Here is an 18,392-nt window from a genome sequence, read left to right as displayed (position 1 = left end):
TTTTTGTTTGTGGAGGGACTAGTAATAATCTTTTTGATAATGAAAGCTTATCATTTAGAACTTAACCCAGTTCTTAAATAATTTTAACAGCCAGCCTACTATCATTTAATTTGATAGTAGGCTGTTTCCATCTTCGAAATACGCTGTAGCAACTTCTTCAGGATTACGATTATTTCCACATGCTGCAAGTGCTGTAACAAATAAAGCCATTACAACTATTAACATGATTATTCCAGTTTTGAGGGGAATTAGTTAACAAAGACCAGGTATTATTTGCAACAGAACGGTCCCTCTGTACCCCTTGTTTCGTCATTTTTCTAGGCCATCCAACTTGACAAATGTTTTTTTATCAAACTACAATGAAAATCATTATCAATAATATAGGGAGGATACTTTTGTCAATAAATGAAAAACAATATATTTATAGGTTAATAACCAGATCTTGTTAAGTCGTATGTACTATTTTTAGTTTAGCGTTGCCCAGAATGTACACCAATTAATCTCGCGAATTACAAGAAAACTATTATTGAAATGAGGCGTGCATTGTGAAGTTGGACGTGAATGAGTTAGCAGAGTATCTTGCCAATAATCCTTTCCGAGTAGAAGGAGTATATCGTTATGCTAAAAATCCAGGTGTACCTTGTGCTGAGTCTACAGATTCTTTCCCAGGATTTGTATTTCCACTTACAGGGAAGACGCAATTTCAATTTAATGGTACGCCGTATATCCTTTCCCCAGGAAAAGTTATACATGGGGGTGCAAAAATGACATTAGCCCATAAAATGCTTGGTGAAATAAACTGGGAATATATTCTTGTTTTATATCAGATAAGCAATTCAGAACGAGAAGACTCTGGCTTTACTCATCAGCATTTTGAATTATTAACAGGACAATCTCCTCGTCTTGTCGAATTACTTATGCGTCTTTGGGATGTGTATAATCAGCGTGGAGGCATTTCGATGCTTCAGACCGAAATGCTGTTTCGCGAAGCGTTGAATGAAGCTTTATTAAGTGTTGTCAATAGAGAAAACAACTATGAGTCGCATACTTTATTCGAACGAATATCTAGTTACGTTCGCAAATACTATTATAAAGATATTACAATACATACGCTTACAGAACAAAATAATGTTAATCGAAATCGTCTTTCTTACGTGTTTAGAAAGCATGCAGGTATGGGGCCAGCAGAATATTTATTGAACTATCGTATAAAGATGGCTCAAAAAATGTTATGTACAAGTGGTGTGCCTGTACAACAAATTGCGCAGGCTGTTGGAATCGCAGACCCTTTTTATTTTAGTAGAGTTTTCAAGAAGCGAGTTGGCATTTCGCCTACTAAATATCGCGAGAAGTTCATCAATAATCCATACTAATGTCAACAGGGGTCCATTCTTATTTGAAAATCACTGTTCTATACTTATGGAGAGTTAAAGGAAACATTGGATTGAAAGAACTTTCATTGAAATCACTCCTTTGTACTGTCTGAATGAAAAGTTCTGGCCGAAGCATTTTCTTTTTAAGCGTAATGACGACTTTTTTACTTAGATTATTGTAATATAGTGGAAGTTAAAAATGAGGAGGGATTATTATCCATTACCAACCTATTAAACTAAATGACGAGTTATCTAAAATTAACGATTATTGGTATCCACGAGTGATTGGTGAAATGAATGATGATCAAATTCAGCTTTTTAAAGCTAATGGAGATTTTATATGGCATGAGCATCCTAATACGGATAAGCTATTTATTGTGCTTGAAGGGGAGATGTTCATCGATTTCCGTGATGGACAGGTGAAAATTTCTAAGGGCGAGATGTTTATTGTCCCGAGAGGCGTTGAGCATAAACCTTTCACTGAAAAGGAATCCCACATCATGTTGGTAGAGCCTAAAAGGGAAATGGATTGATAATCGTAAAAAGATAAAAAAGGAGCGGAAATCCGTTCCTTTTTTATTTATCTTACTATTTTTAGGGGCTTAGTATGAGTAAGATGTGAATAAAGGATGAATAGCATTTTTATCAATAAAAATTTATTGGATTTTTTGTGGAATATATATGAAACGTTGTATAAAATAATCAAGAAAGCCAAAAATTATAGGGGGAAAGTTGTGAAGAAAAATAAGAGTTTAATAAGTTTTTTAGGAGTGTTTATTATGTTGTTTTCTTTTTGTTTTCAAGGAAATGTACAGGCAGATGTAAATACTGTTCAATCTGGAAAAATCAAATCAGGAAACGTAACAGTATGGGAAGTTGGAAATGTAGCGAAAGTATTAGCGGATGTGGAGCGCTTAAATTTAAATACAGTAAATGTACCGATTCAAGTAGATATCCCAAATGTGACTTCTACTAACATGGTAATTAATCAAGCGCAAAAGCAACAAGCTATAATTTTAATTCAAGAATTATTAAAGCGTAATATTCAAGTTATAGTGGAACCGTTCCCGTATATTCAACAGGGGAATGTTGGAGAGACAGAATGGAACCCAAGTAACATTAATGATTTCTTCTGGAATTGGAAGACGGTTATTCTGCAAGATATTTTTAATTCCATTACAAGTAAATACAATGTGTATGGACTAAAGATTGCTTCTAATTTCGTGAATATGGAGTATGCAGAAGGATACTGGAGCGATACAATTGATTTTGTTCGTAATCAGTATAAAGGAAATGTTTTGTATCAAATGAACTGGTGGTTAACAGCAAGTTGGGACTCTTCTTATGAAGCGAAGTTTAAAGAAAAAATCAATCGCCCGTATTTAAAAAAGGTGGATATTGTTAGCATAGATAGTTGGTTTGAAGTTTCAGGAAAAAGGAATCCAACATATGAAGAAGTGAAACAAAGTTTATTTGCGACAACAGTATATAATCGTGGGCAAAATGTTGTTCAGCAATTGGAACAATTACATAATGCAACAGGAAAGCCAGTTTACTTCGGTGGATTTAACGTTCCAGCACGTGAACTTGGATTACAAAATCCATGGAATCCAGATGTTTCAAATGTGTTTTCGAAAGATGTACAATTAAATGGATGGCGTGCTTACCGCGATGTATTAGAACCGAAACCATATTTTAAAGGTTTTTCAATTTGGTTTATTGGCTCTAATGATAGTACACATCCGTATCAAATACATAGTAAAGAAGCAGAGGCAGTTATTAACGGGTGGTACCGAAAATAAATTTTATAAAATAGGTAAGTTTTAAAGTTTACTACATATATTTCTAGTGAAAGGCCTTTCACCATCTTATCACCTAGGGGGCAATCATAATGAAATTTTTGTCTTACCTTACAGTAATTTTGGTGATTCTTGGCGGTTTGAATTGGTTATTTGTAGCGTTAGATTACAATGTAGTTGAGAAATGGTTTGGTTCTATGCCGGCGCTTGTGGACACTATTTATTGGCTCTTTGGTCTTTCTGCTATTTATCAAATCTTTGATCGGTTCTTTACGAACGACTAGCTATTATTATTCTATTATTAGAGTGTTAAGTACGATTATGTACTTAACACTTTTTTATGTATAAATAAAAAGTCTGCACTTGCAAGCGATTCCATCGCGTCTTGCGCCGTAATAATAGAAAACAAATTGACCGTATATTATATTTTAGGTTATAATTCAGAAAGTTTAAAAAATAATCAAATGAGAAATAGGGAGGTTATGAGGGTAATGGAGAGAGTCTATAATTTTTCAGCAGGACCATCAATACTCCCTTTGCCAGTTTTAGAGAAAGTGCAAAAGGAGCTTTTAAATTATAACGGGACAGGCATGTCTATTATGGAAATGAGTCATCGATCTTCTTATTTTCAAAGTATTATAGAGGAAGCAAGTAACTTACTTCGTGAATTAATGAGCATCCCTGATGAGTATGAAGTTTTATTTTTACAAGGCGGTGCGTCATTACAATTCTCTATGATACCACTGAACTTAATGAATACGTATAAAAAAGCTGGATACGTATTAACTGGCTCATGGTCTAAAAAGGCACTACAAGAAGCCGAAAAAGTTGGGGAAGTACAAGTGATTGCTTCTTCTGAAAAGGAGAATTTTACTACGATTCCTAAACTGGACGGTTTATTAAATGATGAAAAACTAGATTATGTACATATTACAACGAATAATACAATTGAGGGGACAAAATATGTGGACATTCCACATGTAGAAAGAGTGCCGCTCGTTGCGGATATGTCCTCAAATATTTTATCAGAGCGATATGATGTTTCGAAGTTTGGTCTTATATATGCGGGGGCGCAAAAGAATTTAGGACCTGCGGGCTTAACGATTGCTATTATAAAAAGAGATTTAATTGGGGAAGCAGATCGCTCTTGTCCGACAATGTTAAATTATGAAACTTACAGTAAAAATAACTCCTTATATAATACACCGCCATCCTTTAGTATTTACGTAACAAAACTTGTACTAGAGTGGTTGAAAGAGCAAGGCGGAGTATCTGCGATTGAAGAACAAAATAAAATGAAATCTTCACTTATTTATCATTTTTTAGATGAATCTAAATTGTTTACTTCACCAGTTGACCCTGCGTATCGATCACTTATGAACATTCCATTTACAACACCGTCAGAAGAACTTAATAATGAGTTTTTACAAAAGGCGAAGGAACGCGGTTTCGTTACGCTAAAAGGACATCGCTCAGTCGGCGGTATGCGTGCAAGTATTTACAATGCGATGCCAGTGGAAGGTGTAAAACAATTAGTAGATTATATGAAGGAATTTGAGCTTGAGAATAGATAGGGAGATGGGGATATGTTTCGTGTTCAAACGTTAAATCAAATTGCAGAAAAAGGTTTGCAAGTTTTTACTGAAGAACGTTATGAAGTAGGAGATAGAATCAATCATCCAGATGGAATTTTGCTTCGTAGCTACTCTTTACATCAAGAAGAGTTTTCAAAAGACTTAAAGGCGATTGCAAGAGCTGGCGCTGGTGTAAATAATATTCCTGTCGAGCGATGTACAGAAAAAGGAATTGTAGTATTTAACACGCCGGGGGCAAATGCAAACGCTGTAAAGGAACTCATTATTGCCAGTCTTATTATGTCTTCACGTAACATTATTAATGGTGTAAGTTGGACGAAAAACTTAGAGGGTGAAGAAGTACCACAGCTTGTTGAATCAGGAAAAAAACAATTCGTTGGATCAGAAATTGCAGGGAAACGTCTAGGTGTTATCGGACTTGGCGCAATCGGTGCTTTAGTTGCGAACGATGCGTTAGCGTTAGGGATGGATGTTATCGGATATGATCCTTATATTTCAGTTGAAACAGCTTGGCGTCTTTCTACACATGTGCAAAGAGCATTTAGCCTTGATGAAATTTTTGCAACGTGTGATTATATTACACTGCATATTCCTCTTACGAATCAAACGAAGGGGATTATTGGGGAACACGCTGTAGAGAAGATGAAAAGAGGGATGCGTCTATTTAATTTCTCTAGAGGAGAACTTGTAGATGAAAAGGTTCTTCAAAAAGCATTAGAAGAAGATATTATTACACATTACGTAACGGACTTCCCGAATGAAAATGTAATAAAGATGAAAAATGTAACAGCGACGCCTCACCTTGGTGCATCTACGTCTGAATCAGAAGAAAATTGTGCAGTAATGGCAGCACGTCAATTACGTGAATATTTAGAGACAGGAAATATTCGTAATTCAGTAAACTATCCAAACGTAGAGCTACCGTATATCGGAAAGAAACGAATTACAATTATGCATCAAAACGTTCCGAATATGGTAGGGCAAATTACAGGATGCTTAGCGGAACATCATATTAATATTGCCGATATGATTAATCGTAGTAAACATTCTTGGGCATACACAATGATTGATATCGATAACGGAATTGATGATATAATAAAAGAGAATATTGTAGAAAATATAAGCAAAATTACAGGTGTTGTAGCCGTTCGAATGATTGTGTAAAGGAGAGAGGAATGTGGCAAAAATACGACCGTTTCGGGCCATTCGTCCAGTAGAGGAAAAAGCGGCACAAGTGGCAGCTTTACCGTATGACGTATTAAATAGTGAAGAGGCAAGGGAAGTTGTAAAAGGGAATCCATATTCTTTCTTGCATGTTGATAAAGCAGAAATTGATTTAGATCCTGAACTGTCACCGTATGATGATCGCGTGTATGAAAAAGCGGGCGACAATTTAAAGCAATTTATACGAGAAGAAGTGTTCATACAAGATGAAGAGCCAGCGCTATATATTTATGAACTGACGATGCAAGGAAGAACGCAGTCAGGCCTTGTCGTTTGTACATCTATTGATGAGTATGAAGATGATACAATTAAAAAACATGAAAGAACACGTCATGAAAAAGAGCTAGATCGTATTCGCCACGTAGATGTGTGTGACGCAAATACAGGTCCGATTTTTTTAACGTACCGTACAAAAGATGAAGTAAAGCATTTAATTAGGAGCTGGAAAGAAGAACATGCGCCAATTTATACATTTACAGCAGAAGACGGTGTTAAGCATGTTGTGTGGAAGATTGTAGATGAAGATGTAATTACGACTTTAGTAAACGCATTTGAAGATATTCCTAATCTTTATATTGCAGACGGGCATCACCGTTCTGCATCAGCTGCAAAAGTAGGACTTATGCGAAGAGAACAATATCCAAATTACACAGGAGAAGAGGAATTTAATTTCTTCTTATCGGTTCTATTCCCTCATGATGAATTATCGATTTGGGATTATAACCGAGTTGTGAAAGATTTAAATGGCTTATCAGAGGAACAGTTTTCAAATCAAATTACGCAGTACTTTTATGTAGAAGAAGCAACTGTTTCTCCGTATAAACCAAATGAGCCCAAATCATTTGGTATGTATGTAAATAAGAAGTGGTATAAGCTTACTGTGAAAGAGGAAACGTTTGATGCGAATGATCTTGTTAGAGGTTTAGATGTATCTATCCTGCAAGATCACTTATTAAGCCAAGTGCTTGAAATACATGATCCGCGATCTGATTCACGCATCGACTTTGTCGGAGGAATCCGTGGATTAGAAGAACTAGAACGTCTTGTAAATAGCGGTGAATATAAAGTGGCGTTTTCACTATATCCGACATCAATGGAAGCTTTATTAGCAATCGCAGACGCTGGAGAAGTTATGCCGCCAAAATCAACGTGGTTTGAACCGAAACTGCGTAGTGGGTTGTTTGTTCATTCTTTAAAGTAAATAGACTTCTTTAGTTAGAAAAACCGAAATGATTTTTAGTTTCGGTTTTTCATATTTTACAAGTGTTTTTGAGGAGGGGGATTAATGAAATTGCAAGTAGGCGCAAAAATCACCTTTGAACGAACTTTTACGAAAGAGGATGTTGCGTTATTTACAGAAGTATCGAAAGATGAAGGTGTTCATCATGTTACACCAGATGAGCAGGGAAGATTTGTTGTACAAGGGCTGTTAACATCAACATTGCCTACAAAAATTGGCGGTGATTATAACGTACTAGCTCGCAAAATGGATTTTGAATTTTTACGTCCTGTTTTTAGCGGCGATACGATTCGTTGTGACGTAACTATTGAACAATTTGAGCCTGATGAAAAAAATCGTACAAAAATTATTGCGACGTTTATATGTAGGAATCAACTTGAAAAGGAAGTTATGAAGGGGAGTTTTTCGGGGATTATTCTTTAATTAGTAAGAAAAGAAATGAATAGGTGGGGGCATGATGTCTCTAGGGCGTAGATTTTTAATTCCCCCATGAAGAAAATTTTATGCATTGCTGAATACTGATAATATACTCTGTTCATTTTTAACTTGAATAAACTCGTCAACAAAAAGGACATTCCTAGTATTACAAGAAATGTCCTTTCCACTAAATTATAAGGTATTTTGCTGAAATTCAAACTCTAAAATTAGTTTACTAGTTTGACCTGTAAACTGATAATTATAGGATCCTCTCAGGTTTTCTAAGTTACCGGTAGCTTTAATAATTGTTCCTGGGGAATCTAAATTTCCTTTATCAAATATTCCTTGCTCTAGAGCTGTAAATGTCCCTTGTTGCCCCTTATAAATCCCTTCAAAGTGTAAAAATCCAGAAATTTTAGCAGTAGCTAAGTGACCATCATTTATATTTGAGTCTAAATAATATAATAAGTATTCAACAAAAGCCTTTCCTTTTAATTCCCCATCAATATCATATTCGACATGAGCAATATTAATAGGGAAATCTTTTTTATTATCATCGATTGGTTTTTCATCCCACTTACTTACTGTAAATGTTACTTCCATACACGTAATCTCCCTCCAATTATATACTTTTAAAAAGTACCAATTCACAGACATATCTCATAGGAGTGTTTTTATTCATTCCACGCCACTTTCCAAAATAGAGAAAGATCCATTTTCACAATTAATTTCTGCCATTGCACCGTAAGGTAAAATAAACTTCGGTTCAGTATGGCCAAAATTTAAATTATAAAGAATCGGCAAATCTTCTAAGTTATGTTCCTTCATAACCTGTAATATTTCCTGTTTATATTCTTCATAGTATTGTTCATCTTTCGGTTTACCAAAAATGATTCCTTTTGCTTTTTGCAGAATACCTTGTGCTGCATAATTTCGTAACCAATATTTTATATAACTTGGTTCTGGATGATCTTCAGAAGTTTCAAAGAAGAGAATACTATTCTCCCAATGTTTTTTCTCAGGCCAAAGTTCCGTTCCTTTTGCAAATTCCAATACTTCAATACAACCACCAATTAAGCGCCCCTGTACAGTGGTAGAGCCTTGAAGTAGCTCATATCCATTGTTTTGCTGCATCGTACGTCTTGTATCCTTATTTATTTCAATCCATTCTAAATGCTCACTTGTCCATTCATGAGCTGGTTGAATCTCTCCAATCGTTTCATTTGAAAAGAGAGTACGATTTACCATTTCAATTGTATATGGATCCATCTCTACATTTTCGGCAAAGTCGGTCAAAATTGCTGGACCGTATAAAGAGGAAAGCCCTGCTTTATGGCAAAATAAATGTGAAATAGTAACGTCAGAGTACCCCATAAAAATTTTCGGGTTTTCGCGTATCACATTAAAATCTATATAGGGAAGTAACCGGATGCTATCTTCACCGCCAATATTCGCGATAATTGCTTTCACGCGTGTATCTTTAAATGCTGTCATTATATCTTCCGCACGATCCTCTGGATTGTTATAAAGGTATTCGCTACCTTTTAAGCTATTTGGCATTGGGATAACAGTAAGACTAAAAACTTCTTCTAATCTTTTTACTCCTTGTTCATATCGCCATCTTATTTCAGAATCACCTGCACCGCCCCATGAAGGACTTACTGTTGCTACGATATCTCCTGGCTGTAATCTCTTTGGCTTTATTAACATATGAATCCCGCTCCTATATAATTTAATGAACTACGGCTATACAAACCGTAGAGTTGAAGAACATTGTACATGACATTAGTTTCTCCGCCTTCAATAAGTTCACCTGCTGTAATTTGAGAATTTAGTATTAGTGCTGAATATAGGAATAATCTACAAATATTTTTTGCTAAAATTTATATTTGAAAATCACAGTATGCATCATTGCATGAGGAAAACGGTTGTTATTTTTATAAACTGTAACTATAATGATTACAGGTTGGTCGATACCAATCAAAAAAATAAAATCATCATGAATGGAGATGTTACATATGGGTATGAAAAAAATAATTTTAGCAGGTGCTTTAGGGATCGCAGCATTATCAGGAACAAATGTACCAGGATTAGAACTAACAAAAGCGAGTGCAGCTTCTATTGAATCGAATTTCTCGACGTTAGAAGGACGAGTAGTAGAAGTAGATAATGGTGTGATTGTTGTAAAATCTAAGCAATATGAGGAACCTGTTAGTGTGTATATTGATTCACTTTCAAACGTGAAAGTAGGAGATGAAGTAAAAGCTACTGGATCTATGATGCGTAATTTTACAGAATATATGGTTGCAACTGCAGTTGAAAATACAACAAACAAGTTAGGTATGCACATGAAAGAAGATGGCTCACCTAATTATGTAATTGGAGAAGTATCAAAAGTAGGAACGATGGAAGATGAGGGAGACGGTGCTACTAAATATGTTGTAGTTGAGTATCCATCGCTAAACGGGAAGAAAGATATTATTGATGTTTTCTTAACAAAGGGACAAGTATTTAATGTGGGTGAGAAAGTAAAAATTGATATGAAGTATGTAGGCTGGGGCGGTATTTCTATTAACTGGAACACAGTTGATCATATTGAAAAAGTTCATGAAGCAAAGACGAACGCTGAAAATAATGATGATGTATGGATTTGGTCTTAATAAGGCGAGTATAGGTCGTTATTTGCAATTTTCTCCAAACAATACATGTGAAAACTAAATGTATCATGCAGTACCCATCTAATTATCATTGCGTATGACAATTAGATGGGTACTTTTTTATTTGAAATTTGTGCAAGTCAATGTTCAGCATTTCTTTTTAAGAGTAAATTACGGGTGAAATCAAAACTTTATTTGCAGTACATAATAAATAATGTTGATTTTTTATCTTATATTAAAATAAAAACAAACCACTGTTCGATTTGAATATTCCACGATATAATAGTGAGAGTTTATGGCAGAATAAATATTTACATAAGAAGTGAGGTACTGTATGAAAAAAAGAACGACAGACATTATTTTTATTATTATCGGTGCATTTCTTTTTGCGTTAGGTGTCAATTTATTTGTTATTCCGAACGAGTTTGGTGAGGGCGGGGTAACAGGTATCACGATTATTACGTACTATTTATTTGAGTGGTCACCAGGTTTAGTTAACTTAATTTTAAATGCGATTTTGTTAATAGTCGGTTATAAATTTTTAAATAAGATTACAACGATTTATACGATTATCGCTGTAGTGACTAACTCGCTATTTCTTCATTTAACAGAAGGCTGGACGATTGCTTCTGATGAAATGCTCGTAAATGCCATTTTCGGTGGAATATTTATCGGGTGTGGTATTGGTCTAATCATTCGTGTTGGCGGAACAACTGCAGGTACCACGATTTTAGCAAGAATGACGCATAAGTATTTAGGCTGGAGTATTAGCTATGGTCTATTGTTCTTCGATTTAATCGTTGCGTTTTCATCTTATTTCATCATTGGTGCAGAAAAACTGATGCTGACAATTATTATGTTATATGTAGGAACGAAAGTAATGGAATTTGTAATTGAAGGTTTAAATCCGAAAAAGGCCATTACGATTATTTCTGATAAACCAGATGAAATTGCTGGGAAGGTGACGACTTTAATGGGCAGAGGGGTTACTGTGTATTCAGGTCATGGCTATTACACGAAAACGCCGAAGGAAATTCTTTATGTTGTTATTAATAAGCAAGAAGTAGTGAAGCTAAAGCGGATTGTTCAAACTACGGATCCGGCGGCGTTCATCGCTATCCACGATGTTCGTGATGTGTTCGGAGAAGGATTTGTTGATATTTCGAAGGCTTAAAAATTGTTTTTGATTAAAATAATCTTAATACTAAAACGTGAGAATCTATTTTGAATAATCTTTTTTCAAAATAGATTCTTTTTCTTTTTCTTGCAAAAAATCTAATTGTTTCTTAATGTAGTGATGTAGAAGGATGAACGAGAGAGGGTTTAATGAAGATGATACATATTTTATTAGCTGATGACGATAAACATATTAGAGAGTTATTGCATTACCATTTACAAAAAGAGGGGGTTAAAGTTTTTGAAGCAGAAGATGGAAAGGTAGCGCAAGACGTATTAGAGAAGGAAAATATTCATCTTGCGATTGTAGACATTATGATGCCATTTGTTGATGGCTATACGTTATGTGAGGAAATACGGAAGTATCATGATATTCCTGTTATTTTATTAACTGCGAAAGACCAGTTAGTGGATAAAGAAAAAGGCTTCATTTCTGGTACAGACGATTATATTGTGAAACCATTTGAACCAGCTGAAGTGATTTTCCGTATGAAAGCTTTATTACGTCGTTATCAAATGCTGAGTGCAGATATTATTACGTTGCACGGAACGACAATTGATCGAAAAGGTGTGGAAGTAAAGTGTAACGGCCAAACAATTTTGCTTCCTTTAAAGGAATTTGAGCTATTATCACAACTTGCTAGTTATCCTGGAAGAACATTTTCAAGAGAAGAATTAATTGAATTAGTATGGGGAATGGATTTTGAAGGAGATGAACGAACAGTTGATGTTCATGTGAAGCGACTACGAGATCGTTTCTCAAAACGAACGGATGATTTTCAAATTACGACAGTGCGCGGCCTCGGGTATAAGTTGGAGTTGAAATAAGATGAAATCACTATATTCTAGATTTGTATTTATGACGGTCGGCATTATGCTACTTAGTAGTATTATCGGCTTTTTATTAACGAACGTATATTATCAAGTGAAGTTAAAACCGTATAACAGTGAAAAGATTTTAAAGTATGCTGAAGAAGTTAAATCGTTATATGAAAAGCAAAGTGAAGAAAATCAAGAGGCGTACTTACATTCTATCGCAAAGTTAGGGTATGAAATTTATATTGTCGATGATCAAAAGAATGGAAAGCGTATCGGCAATGCGTTTCGTAAGACGTCTATTAGCGATGCTACTGTTCATAAAGTATTGCAAGGAGAAACGTTTAATGGTGTTTCTACGTATCCAACGCGTCTTTTTATTACAGGATTTTTCGATAATGAATTAATAAATAGTGTTGGTGTACCGGTAAAGCACGGTGATAAACAGTACGCGTTATTTATTCGCCCCGACATTCAGAACCAATTTGGCGAAATGCGAATTTTCTTAGCGGTATTACTTGGGTTTATCGTACTATTAAGTATTATCTTTATAGCGATTGCAGCAGGTTATATCGTTCGCCCAATCCGTAAATTTACGAAGGCTACGCAAAAAATTGCGAGCGGGGAATATGAAATTGAATTAGATGTAAAACGAAAAGATGAAATAGGAACGTTATCTACAAGCTTCCAAAAGATGACGAAAAGTATAAAAGAACTAGATGAAATGAGACAAGAATTCGTTTCGAACGTTTCACATGAATTTCAGTCGCCGCTTTCTTCCATACAAGGTTTTTCAAAGACGTTGCAAACAGAAAAGATGAGTGAGGAAGAAAGAAATCATTACTTACAAATTATTGAAGGCGAAAGTAAGCGAATGTCTAGTTTATGTAAACAGTTACTTACGCTCGCTTCGTTAGATAAGGAGGAAAAGGTTTTACAAATAAAAGACTTTTCCTTACAAAAACAAATAAAAGACGTCATTTTTATGCTTGAATGGAAATGGCGGGAAAAAGATATCGCCGTTGAATTTGATGTGCCAGATATCACTATAAAAGGTGATGAAAACTTACTTCATCAAGTATGGAGTAACATTTTCACGAATAGCATTAAGTTTTCGAACGATGGTGGAACGATTGAGTTTTTCGTGGAAGAGTTAGAGTCTAACGTTATAATTTCTATATCAGACAACGGAATCGGTATGGAGCAAGAAGAAATGGATCGTATTTTTGATCGTTTTTACAAGGTGGATACAGCAAGGGCAAGAAACGTAGAAGGTAGCGGTTTAGGATTATCAATCGTGCAGAAGATTGTTGAACTGCATAAAGGGACCGTTTCGGTATATAGCACGAAAGGGGAAGGGACGACTGTTCGGGTGGAGCTTCCTAAATAGATAGAAGAGGCTGTTTGGGAACAGCCTCTTCTTTTTTTGTCGCTAGTATACGTGTAAAATGAAAAAATATGAGTCATTTTAATTGCATAATCGGATGAGTTTATGGAGTGGGCTTAGGAGGAAGTTTATTTAAAAATGTAGAATCTCTACAGAGTTAGAGGGAGTGTATTAAAACTTGAACTGTGTAGGGAGGAAATTACTTTGAAACGAATTGACTTGTTATTAAACGTACTAGATTCAACATTCGACAAAGAGAGTTGGTATGCACCGTTTAAACATGCTATAGAAGGACTTACAGCTGAACAGGCTATGTGGAAACCAGCTGGAGAGACAACGAATACCATTTGGGAGAATGTTAATCATCTCACTTATTACAAAGAAAGACTTGCTGCAAACTTGGAAGGCCGTGAATGGACAAATAATCTCGATGGTGGTGAAACCTTCTATCTTACCAATCAATCTAATGATGAGAAAGAATGGAAGAAAGTCGTTGAACGTTCTGAAAATGCTCAACGTAATTTAAGACAGGTATTGAGTGCAATTTCTGAAAAAGAGCTTGAACAAAATTCACTTGAGGGGAAATTACTGGATATCATGCTTCATGATGCCTATCATACGGGCCAAATTATTCAATTAAGGAAAATGCAGGGGGCATGGCCAGCAAAACGTTGATTGAACGTTTTAGATCGTTCTATTAAAGGCGTTATTATTGAATAAAACTTAACATCCAAGCATAACCCCGTTCTAAATTTAGAACGGGGTTATGCTTGTTTCTGCTATAAAGCCGCACCTTTCCCGCGTTCTTCCTTAAACCGAAGCTCAAAAGTATCCGCTGTAATTTCATCAGCTTTTGGAAAAGCCCGTAATTTCGGATGAAGTAGCCATACGAGGGAAATGAATAAAATCCCAATGCTAGCAAGCGCGAAAATAAGTTGGCTACTATATACATTCGCAGTGTATCCGCCAATTAAAGAGCCGAGCGGCATAGCAATTGTGCCCATGCTCCGTGTGACTGAATTGATGCGCCCAAGATATTGGTTTGGAATTACAATTTGACCAATAGTTGCAAATAATATGTTGGTCGCACCAATTGGTATCCAAGCTAAGCCGAATAAAAAAATGGATAACCATTGAAACGGTACAACCGTAGAGAGAAACCAAAAGAAAGCGCCAGTCGCAAAGCTAATAATGGAGACACGGCCAACATTATGTTTACCAACCCATGAACTGAATAGTGCTCCAATTAAACAACCGGCGGATATAGCGGCTAAAAAGAAACCATATAATTTCACACCGCCTAAAGAATCAGCGAAAGAAGGGAGTATTGCCATCGTCATACCGATTGAAAAATTAGCGACAACGGAACCGATTAAGAAGACACCCATCAATGAACGAAAGACGATTGAAAAGCCTTCTTTTAAATCAGAGAAATATTGCTTAGTTGAAAGTGTTGTGTCTGCTTCAGTTTGTTTTGGCATTTTTAATGAAAAGAACAAAAGGGCAGTAATCGCGAATGTAAAAGAGTCGATCACATATAAAGTGATTGCGCCAAATAGTGCTACTAATATTCCAGAAAGAGTCGTACAAATTAAATCAATGCCTTGATATGCAAATGAGAAGAGTGAATTTCCTTTTAATAATTGTGTTTTATGCAGTAGAAGTGGTGAAGCTTTTGATTGTGCGGGATAGGCGAATTGTTCGATAAAAGCTACGATTGGCATGATGATGAGTAGTAGTTGGACTGTTAATAGGTCGAAGTAGTGTGTAATAGGAATGATTAAAATAAGAATGCATTGCAAAACTTGTGTGATGACGAGGGTGTTTTTTATCGACCATCTATCAACGAATGGACCAGTAAGAAATTGTAATGCAGAAGGTAATAACGTAAGGGAACCAGCCAATCCAGAATAAAAAGGATTACCACTTAGCTTATATACGAGCCACATCGCGGCTACATAATACAAGCTATCTCCTATGTTTGTAAAAATTCTCCCTAAAAATAATAAGAGGAAATTCCGGTTTTTTAATATGTCCACTTTATCTACTCCTTTATAATAATTTTATTCGGTAAAATAAAATTGACCGTCTCGGTAAAAAAAATCGTATTACGATTTTTCTTTTTCTTCTTTAACAAATTGCTGCATTGTTCTCTCAGCGATTTGAAGTGCAGTAGTAGAAATATAATAAGGTTTACTATTCGGATCTTTATCTGCACCTTTTGTGATTTCGTTTAATTCAGCCATTAATTCATAAAACTTTTTTACCCACACTTGAAATTGTTCTGGCGTAGCATCAAATTCCCAGCAGGATGAAACGTAATTCCACTTAGCTGGATCTTCACTTGCATTTTGTAATGTAAAAGCTTCTTCTGGTGCAGAGAGAATTTGGCTTTTCGTTCTTTCTATCATTTGTAAAAAGATTTGGCGACCTGATTCGCTTAATATTTCTAAATGAGGTAATAGATCTGCGGCAGGGGTGAAGCCTTTAGCGACAGATTGATAAAACTTTTGAATAATCCCATTCTTTTCTTCTGTATAAACGATCTCTATAAGCCCATTCTTTTCTAATTCTTTTAAATGATAATGAATTTTCGCCCTTGAAATGCCGAATTTCTCAGATAGTAATTGTCCAGTATAAGGACGTTCACATAGACGTATCATCATTTCGGCACGTAGTGGATCGCTTAAGGCTTTTAGTTGGCTATAAGTAGTTAGTGTTAATACGGGCTTCAACATGATCAACTCCTTGAATTAAATTACTCGGTCAATATTATTTGACTGAATTGTATCAAGGATTTTATTTATTTTCAATACTTTCAGAAAATTTATTTTTTTACTCTGTAACCTTCTGTTCATATTCCGTTCATATTTCTTTTTTATGATTAGTGCATAGAAAGAAAGAGGAAGGAGCGAGCGAAATGTTTTTAGCTCTGCGTGAATTAAAACAATCAAAATTAAGATACGGATTAATCGGATTGATTATGGTGTTATTATCATTTTTAGTCCTTGTTATTTCAGGATTAGCAAATGGATTATCATATGATAATGCTTCATCGATTCAAAATATGGAGGCAAATAAGTTCGTTTTAGCAGATGATGCGGAAAATAAATTACTTCGTTCACAAATTAAGAAAGACGATGTAGATAACGTAGTAAGTCAAGTAGGCGAGAAAGAGGCAGTTCCGTTTCGTGTGAAAGTTTCAACATATGAAAAGAAAGATAGTTCGAAAAAGGTTGATATCGCTATTTTCTCAAGCGAACGAGATTCATTTTTAGAACCGAACATTGTAAAAGGTGAGAAATTAGGTACAGCAAACAACGAGATGGTTGCTGATGAATCGATTAAAGAGAAGGGAATCGATATTGGAGATACAATTATCGATCCTGTTTCAAAGAAAGAATTTACAATCGTCGGATTTACGAAAGATCAAATGTTTAGCCATACACCAGTCGTTTATGTAAATGAAGACGTATGGGGATCTATTTCACAACCAAACCAAAAAGATTATAGTGCAATTGCACTTAACACAGATAAAGAAATTAAAAATGCTCACGTTATCGATAAAAAAGAAGTACTGCAAAGTATTCCAGGATTTAAAGAAGAGCAAGGAACATTAACGATGATCATTGCGTTCTTACTTGTTATCGCTGCGTTATTAATCGGTGTATTCTTCTACGTTATTACACTGCAAAAAACACAGCAATTAGGCGTATTAAAAGCAATTGGTACGAAGAACTCGTATTTAGCAAATAGTTTAGTCGTACAGGCGTTATTCTTATCAGTCGTTGCGATGGTAATTAGTATCGTTCTTGTACAAGGGTTAGAACAAATTTTACCAGCGGGTATGCCGTTCTTATTAACAACACCGATGATTGCACAATACGCAGCAATCTTTATCGTAATTAGTATTTTAGGAACACTTATTTCGTTATACCAAGTATTAAAAGTTGATGCATTAGAAGCAATTGGAGGCGGGATGTAATGACTTCATTATTGAAATTAGACAAAGTAAGTAAAGTGTACGGAGAAGGGAATACGGAAGTAACAGCCCTTCATCCGATGTCGCTTGATGTGAAAGCTGGAGAGTTTATCGGCATCGTCGGTCCTTCTGGATCAGGGAAAAGTACATTATTATCAATCGCGGGTGCACTATTATCACCGTCAAAAGGGGATATTTACATTCGTGAGCAAAATATTACGAAGCTATCAGAAAAGGAAATGACAGACATTCGTTTGAAAAAAATCGGCTTCATTTTCCAGTTCGCAAATCTTGTTCCATATTTAAATGTAAAAGAACAATTGCTTTACATTGCAAAGCTTAAAAAAGAAAACAAACAAGAATCAGAAAAGCGTGCGGATCATTTACTAGCAGCATTTGGATTAGGAGAAAGAAAAAATCATTATCCAAATCAACTATCTGGCGGGGAAAAACAAAGGGTAGCAATCGCTCGTGCGTTCATGAACAATCCGGATTTAATATTAGCGGATGAGCCAACGGCGAGCCTAGACTCAAAACGTGCACGTGAAGTCGTAGAAATGATGAAACGTGAAGTGAAAGAGAGCCAAAAAGCAGCGATTATGATTACACATGATGAAAGAATGCTTGATGTATGTGATCGTATATTGACGCTGAGAGATGGACAGTTAATATAAAGAAAAAGGCCAACCGCATGTACGGTTGGCCTTTGTATAATTGTTTTTAATA

At 35.5% G+C, this 18,392-nt stretch carries 19 protein-coding genes; 15 read left to right on the top strand and 4 right to left on the bottom strand.

Annotated features, from left to right (window positions below; genetic code table 11):
• Positions 1-545: 545 nt before the first annotated feature.
• The 8 genes from ACS2FK_RS14045 (at position 546) to ACS2FK_RS14010 (ending at position 7,654) form a co-directional block, all read left to right on the top strand.
• Positions 546-1,373, top strand: coding sequence for a helix-turn-helix transcriptional regulator (locus ACS2FK_RS14045; protein WP_063547948.1), 828 nt, complete (start codon positions 546-548; stop codon positions 1,371-1,373).
• A 293-nt stretch (positions 1,374-1,666) separates the two neighbouring features.
• Positions 1,667-1,906 (top strand): cupin domain-containing protein, encoded by a 240-nt coding sequence (locus tag ACS2FK_RS14040; RefSeq protein WP_000997182.1) that lies wholly within the window; start codon positions 1,667-1,669, stop codon positions 1,904-1,906.
• A 201-nt stretch (positions 1,907-2,107) separates the two neighbouring features.
• Positions 2,108-3,175 (top strand): glycoside hydrolase family 113, encoded by a 1,068-nt coding sequence (locus tag ACS2FK_RS14035; protein ID WP_063547946.1) that lies wholly within the window; start codon positions 2,108-2,110, stop codon positions 3,173-3,175.
• A gap of 89 nt (positions 3,176-3,264) precedes the next feature.
• Positions 3,265-3,456: a DUF378 domain-containing protein gene (locus ACS2FK_RS14030; protein ID WP_000670801.1), complete on the top strand. Its 192-nt coding sequence runs from the start codon at positions 3,265-3,267 to the stop codon at positions 3,454-3,456.
• 207 nt (positions 3,457-3,663) lie between these two features.
• Positions 3,664-4,746 (top strand): 3-phosphoserine/phosphohydroxythreonine transaminase, encoded by a 1,083-nt coding sequence (gene serC, locus ACS2FK_RS14025; protein ID WP_063547944.1) that lies wholly within the window; start codon positions 3,664-3,666, stop codon positions 4,744-4,746.
• Between the two features lie 12 nt (positions 4,747-4,758).
• The gene (locus tag ACS2FK_RS14020) at positions 4,759-5,931 is read left to right on the top strand and encodes a 3-phosphoglycerate dehydrogenase family protein (protein WP_000490228.1); all 1,173 of its coding nucleotides are present in this window, start codon (positions 4,759-4,761) and stop codon (positions 5,929-5,931) included.
• Positions 5,932-5,944: 13 nt separating this feature from the next.
• Complete coding sequence (locus ACS2FK_RS14015) at positions 5,945-7,192, top strand: DUF1015 domain-containing protein (RefSeq protein WP_023522480.1); 1,248 nt, start codon at positions 5,945-5,947, stop codon at positions 7,190-7,192.
• Between the two features lie 84 nt (positions 7,193-7,276).
• Entirely contained in the window at positions 7,277-7,654 is a 378-nt protein-coding gene (locus ACS2FK_RS14010; protein WP_001968760.1) for a MaoC family dehydratase, read from the top strand.
• A 186-nt stretch (positions 7,655-7,840) separates the two neighbouring features.
• Here the strand turns inward: ACS2FK_RS14010 and ACS2FK_RS14005 are convergent, their stop codons facing one another.
• Entirely contained in the window at positions 7,841-8,251 is a 411-nt protein-coding gene (locus ACS2FK_RS14005; protein ID WP_000454093.1) for a DUF3224 domain-containing protein, read from the bottom strand.
• Between the two features lie 75 nt (positions 8,252-8,326).
• Entirely contained in the window at positions 8,327-9,358 is a 1,032-nt protein-coding gene (locus ACS2FK_RS14000) for a S66 family peptidase (protein WP_023522478.1), read from the bottom strand.
• 308 nt (positions 9,359-9,666) lie between these two features.
• Between ACS2FK_RS14000 and ACS2FK_RS13995 the strand changes: the two genes are divergently transcribed.
• The 5 genes from ACS2FK_RS13995 to ACS2FK_RS13975 all read left to right on the top strand — a co-directional run bounded on the left by ACS2FK_RS13995 (position 9,667) and on the right by ACS2FK_RS13975 (position 14,359).
• Positions 9,667-10,308: a F0F1 ATP synthase subunit alpha gene (locus ACS2FK_RS13995; protein ID WP_000525484.1), complete on the top strand. Its 642-nt coding sequence runs from the start codon at positions 9,667-9,669 to the stop codon at positions 10,306-10,308.
• A 331-nt stretch (positions 10,309-10,639) separates the two neighbouring features.
• Positions 10,640-11,479 (top strand): YitT family protein, encoded by an 840-nt coding sequence (locus tag ACS2FK_RS13990; protein WP_000747497.1) that lies wholly within the window; start codon positions 10,640-10,642, stop codon positions 11,477-11,479.
• Positions 11,480-11,631: 152 nt separating this feature from the next.
• Positions 11,632-12,309 carry a response regulator transcription factor gene (locus ACS2FK_RS13985; protein ID WP_078993931.1) on the top strand — a complete coding sequence of 226 codons (678 nt, stop codon included), beginning with the start codon at positions 11,632-11,634 and terminating at the stop codon, positions 12,307-12,309.
• A 1-nt stretch (position 12,310) separates the two neighbouring features.
• Positions 12,311-13,687 (top strand): sensor histidine kinase, encoded by a 1,377-nt coding sequence (locus ACS2FK_RS13980; RefSeq protein ID WP_063547942.1) that lies wholly within the window; start codon positions 12,311-12,313, stop codon positions 13,685-13,687.
• Between the two features lie 201 nt (positions 13,688-13,888).
• Entirely contained in the window at positions 13,889-14,359 is a 471-nt protein-coding gene (locus tag ACS2FK_RS13975) for a DinB family protein (protein WP_023522475.1), read from the top strand.
• Positions 14,360-14,463: 104 nt separating this feature from the next.
• On the opposite strand, the gene ACS2FK_RS13970 is transcribed toward ACS2FK_RS13975, so the two are convergent.
• Positions 14,464-15,723 (bottom strand): MFS transporter, encoded by a 1,260-nt coding sequence (locus tag ACS2FK_RS13970; protein WP_063547940.1) that lies wholly within the window; start codon positions 15,721-15,723, stop codon positions 14,464-14,466.
• Between the two features lie 69 nt (positions 15,724-15,792).
• Positions 15,793-16,419: an ArsR/SmtB family transcription factor gene (locus ACS2FK_RS13965; protein WP_063549336.1), complete on the bottom strand. Its 627-nt coding sequence runs from the start codon at positions 16,417-16,419 to the stop codon at positions 15,793-15,795.
• 185 nt (positions 16,420-16,604) lie between these two features.
• Here ACS2FK_RS13965 and ACS2FK_RS13960 point away from each other — a divergent pair, with 185 nt between their 5' ends.
• Both ACS2FK_RS13960 and ACS2FK_RS13955 read left to right on the top strand, forming a co-directional pair.
• The gene (locus tag ACS2FK_RS13960; protein WP_000477773.1) at positions 16,605-17,669 is read left to right on the top strand and encodes an ABC transporter permease; all 1,065 of its coding nucleotides are present in this window, start codon (positions 16,605-16,607) and stop codon (positions 17,667-17,669) included.
• Positions 17,669-18,340 (top strand): ABC transporter ATP-binding protein, encoded by a 672-nt coding sequence (locus ACS2FK_RS13955; protein ID WP_016512575.1) that lies wholly within the window; start codon positions 17,669-17,671, stop codon positions 18,338-18,340. The genes ACS2FK_RS13960 and ACS2FK_RS13955 overlap by 1 nt, the downstream gene beginning before the upstream one ends.
• The last annotated feature ends 52 nt before the right edge of the window (positions 18,341-18,392 follow it).

The organism is Bacillus cereus group sp. BceL220 (assembly GCF_051776965.1).
GTDB lineage: Bacteria > Bacillota > Bacilli > Bacillales > Bacillaceae_G > Bacillus_A > Bacillus_A cereus.
Note: the sequence above shows the minus strand (reverse complement) of the source record. Positions and strands in the feature narration are given on the sequence as shown.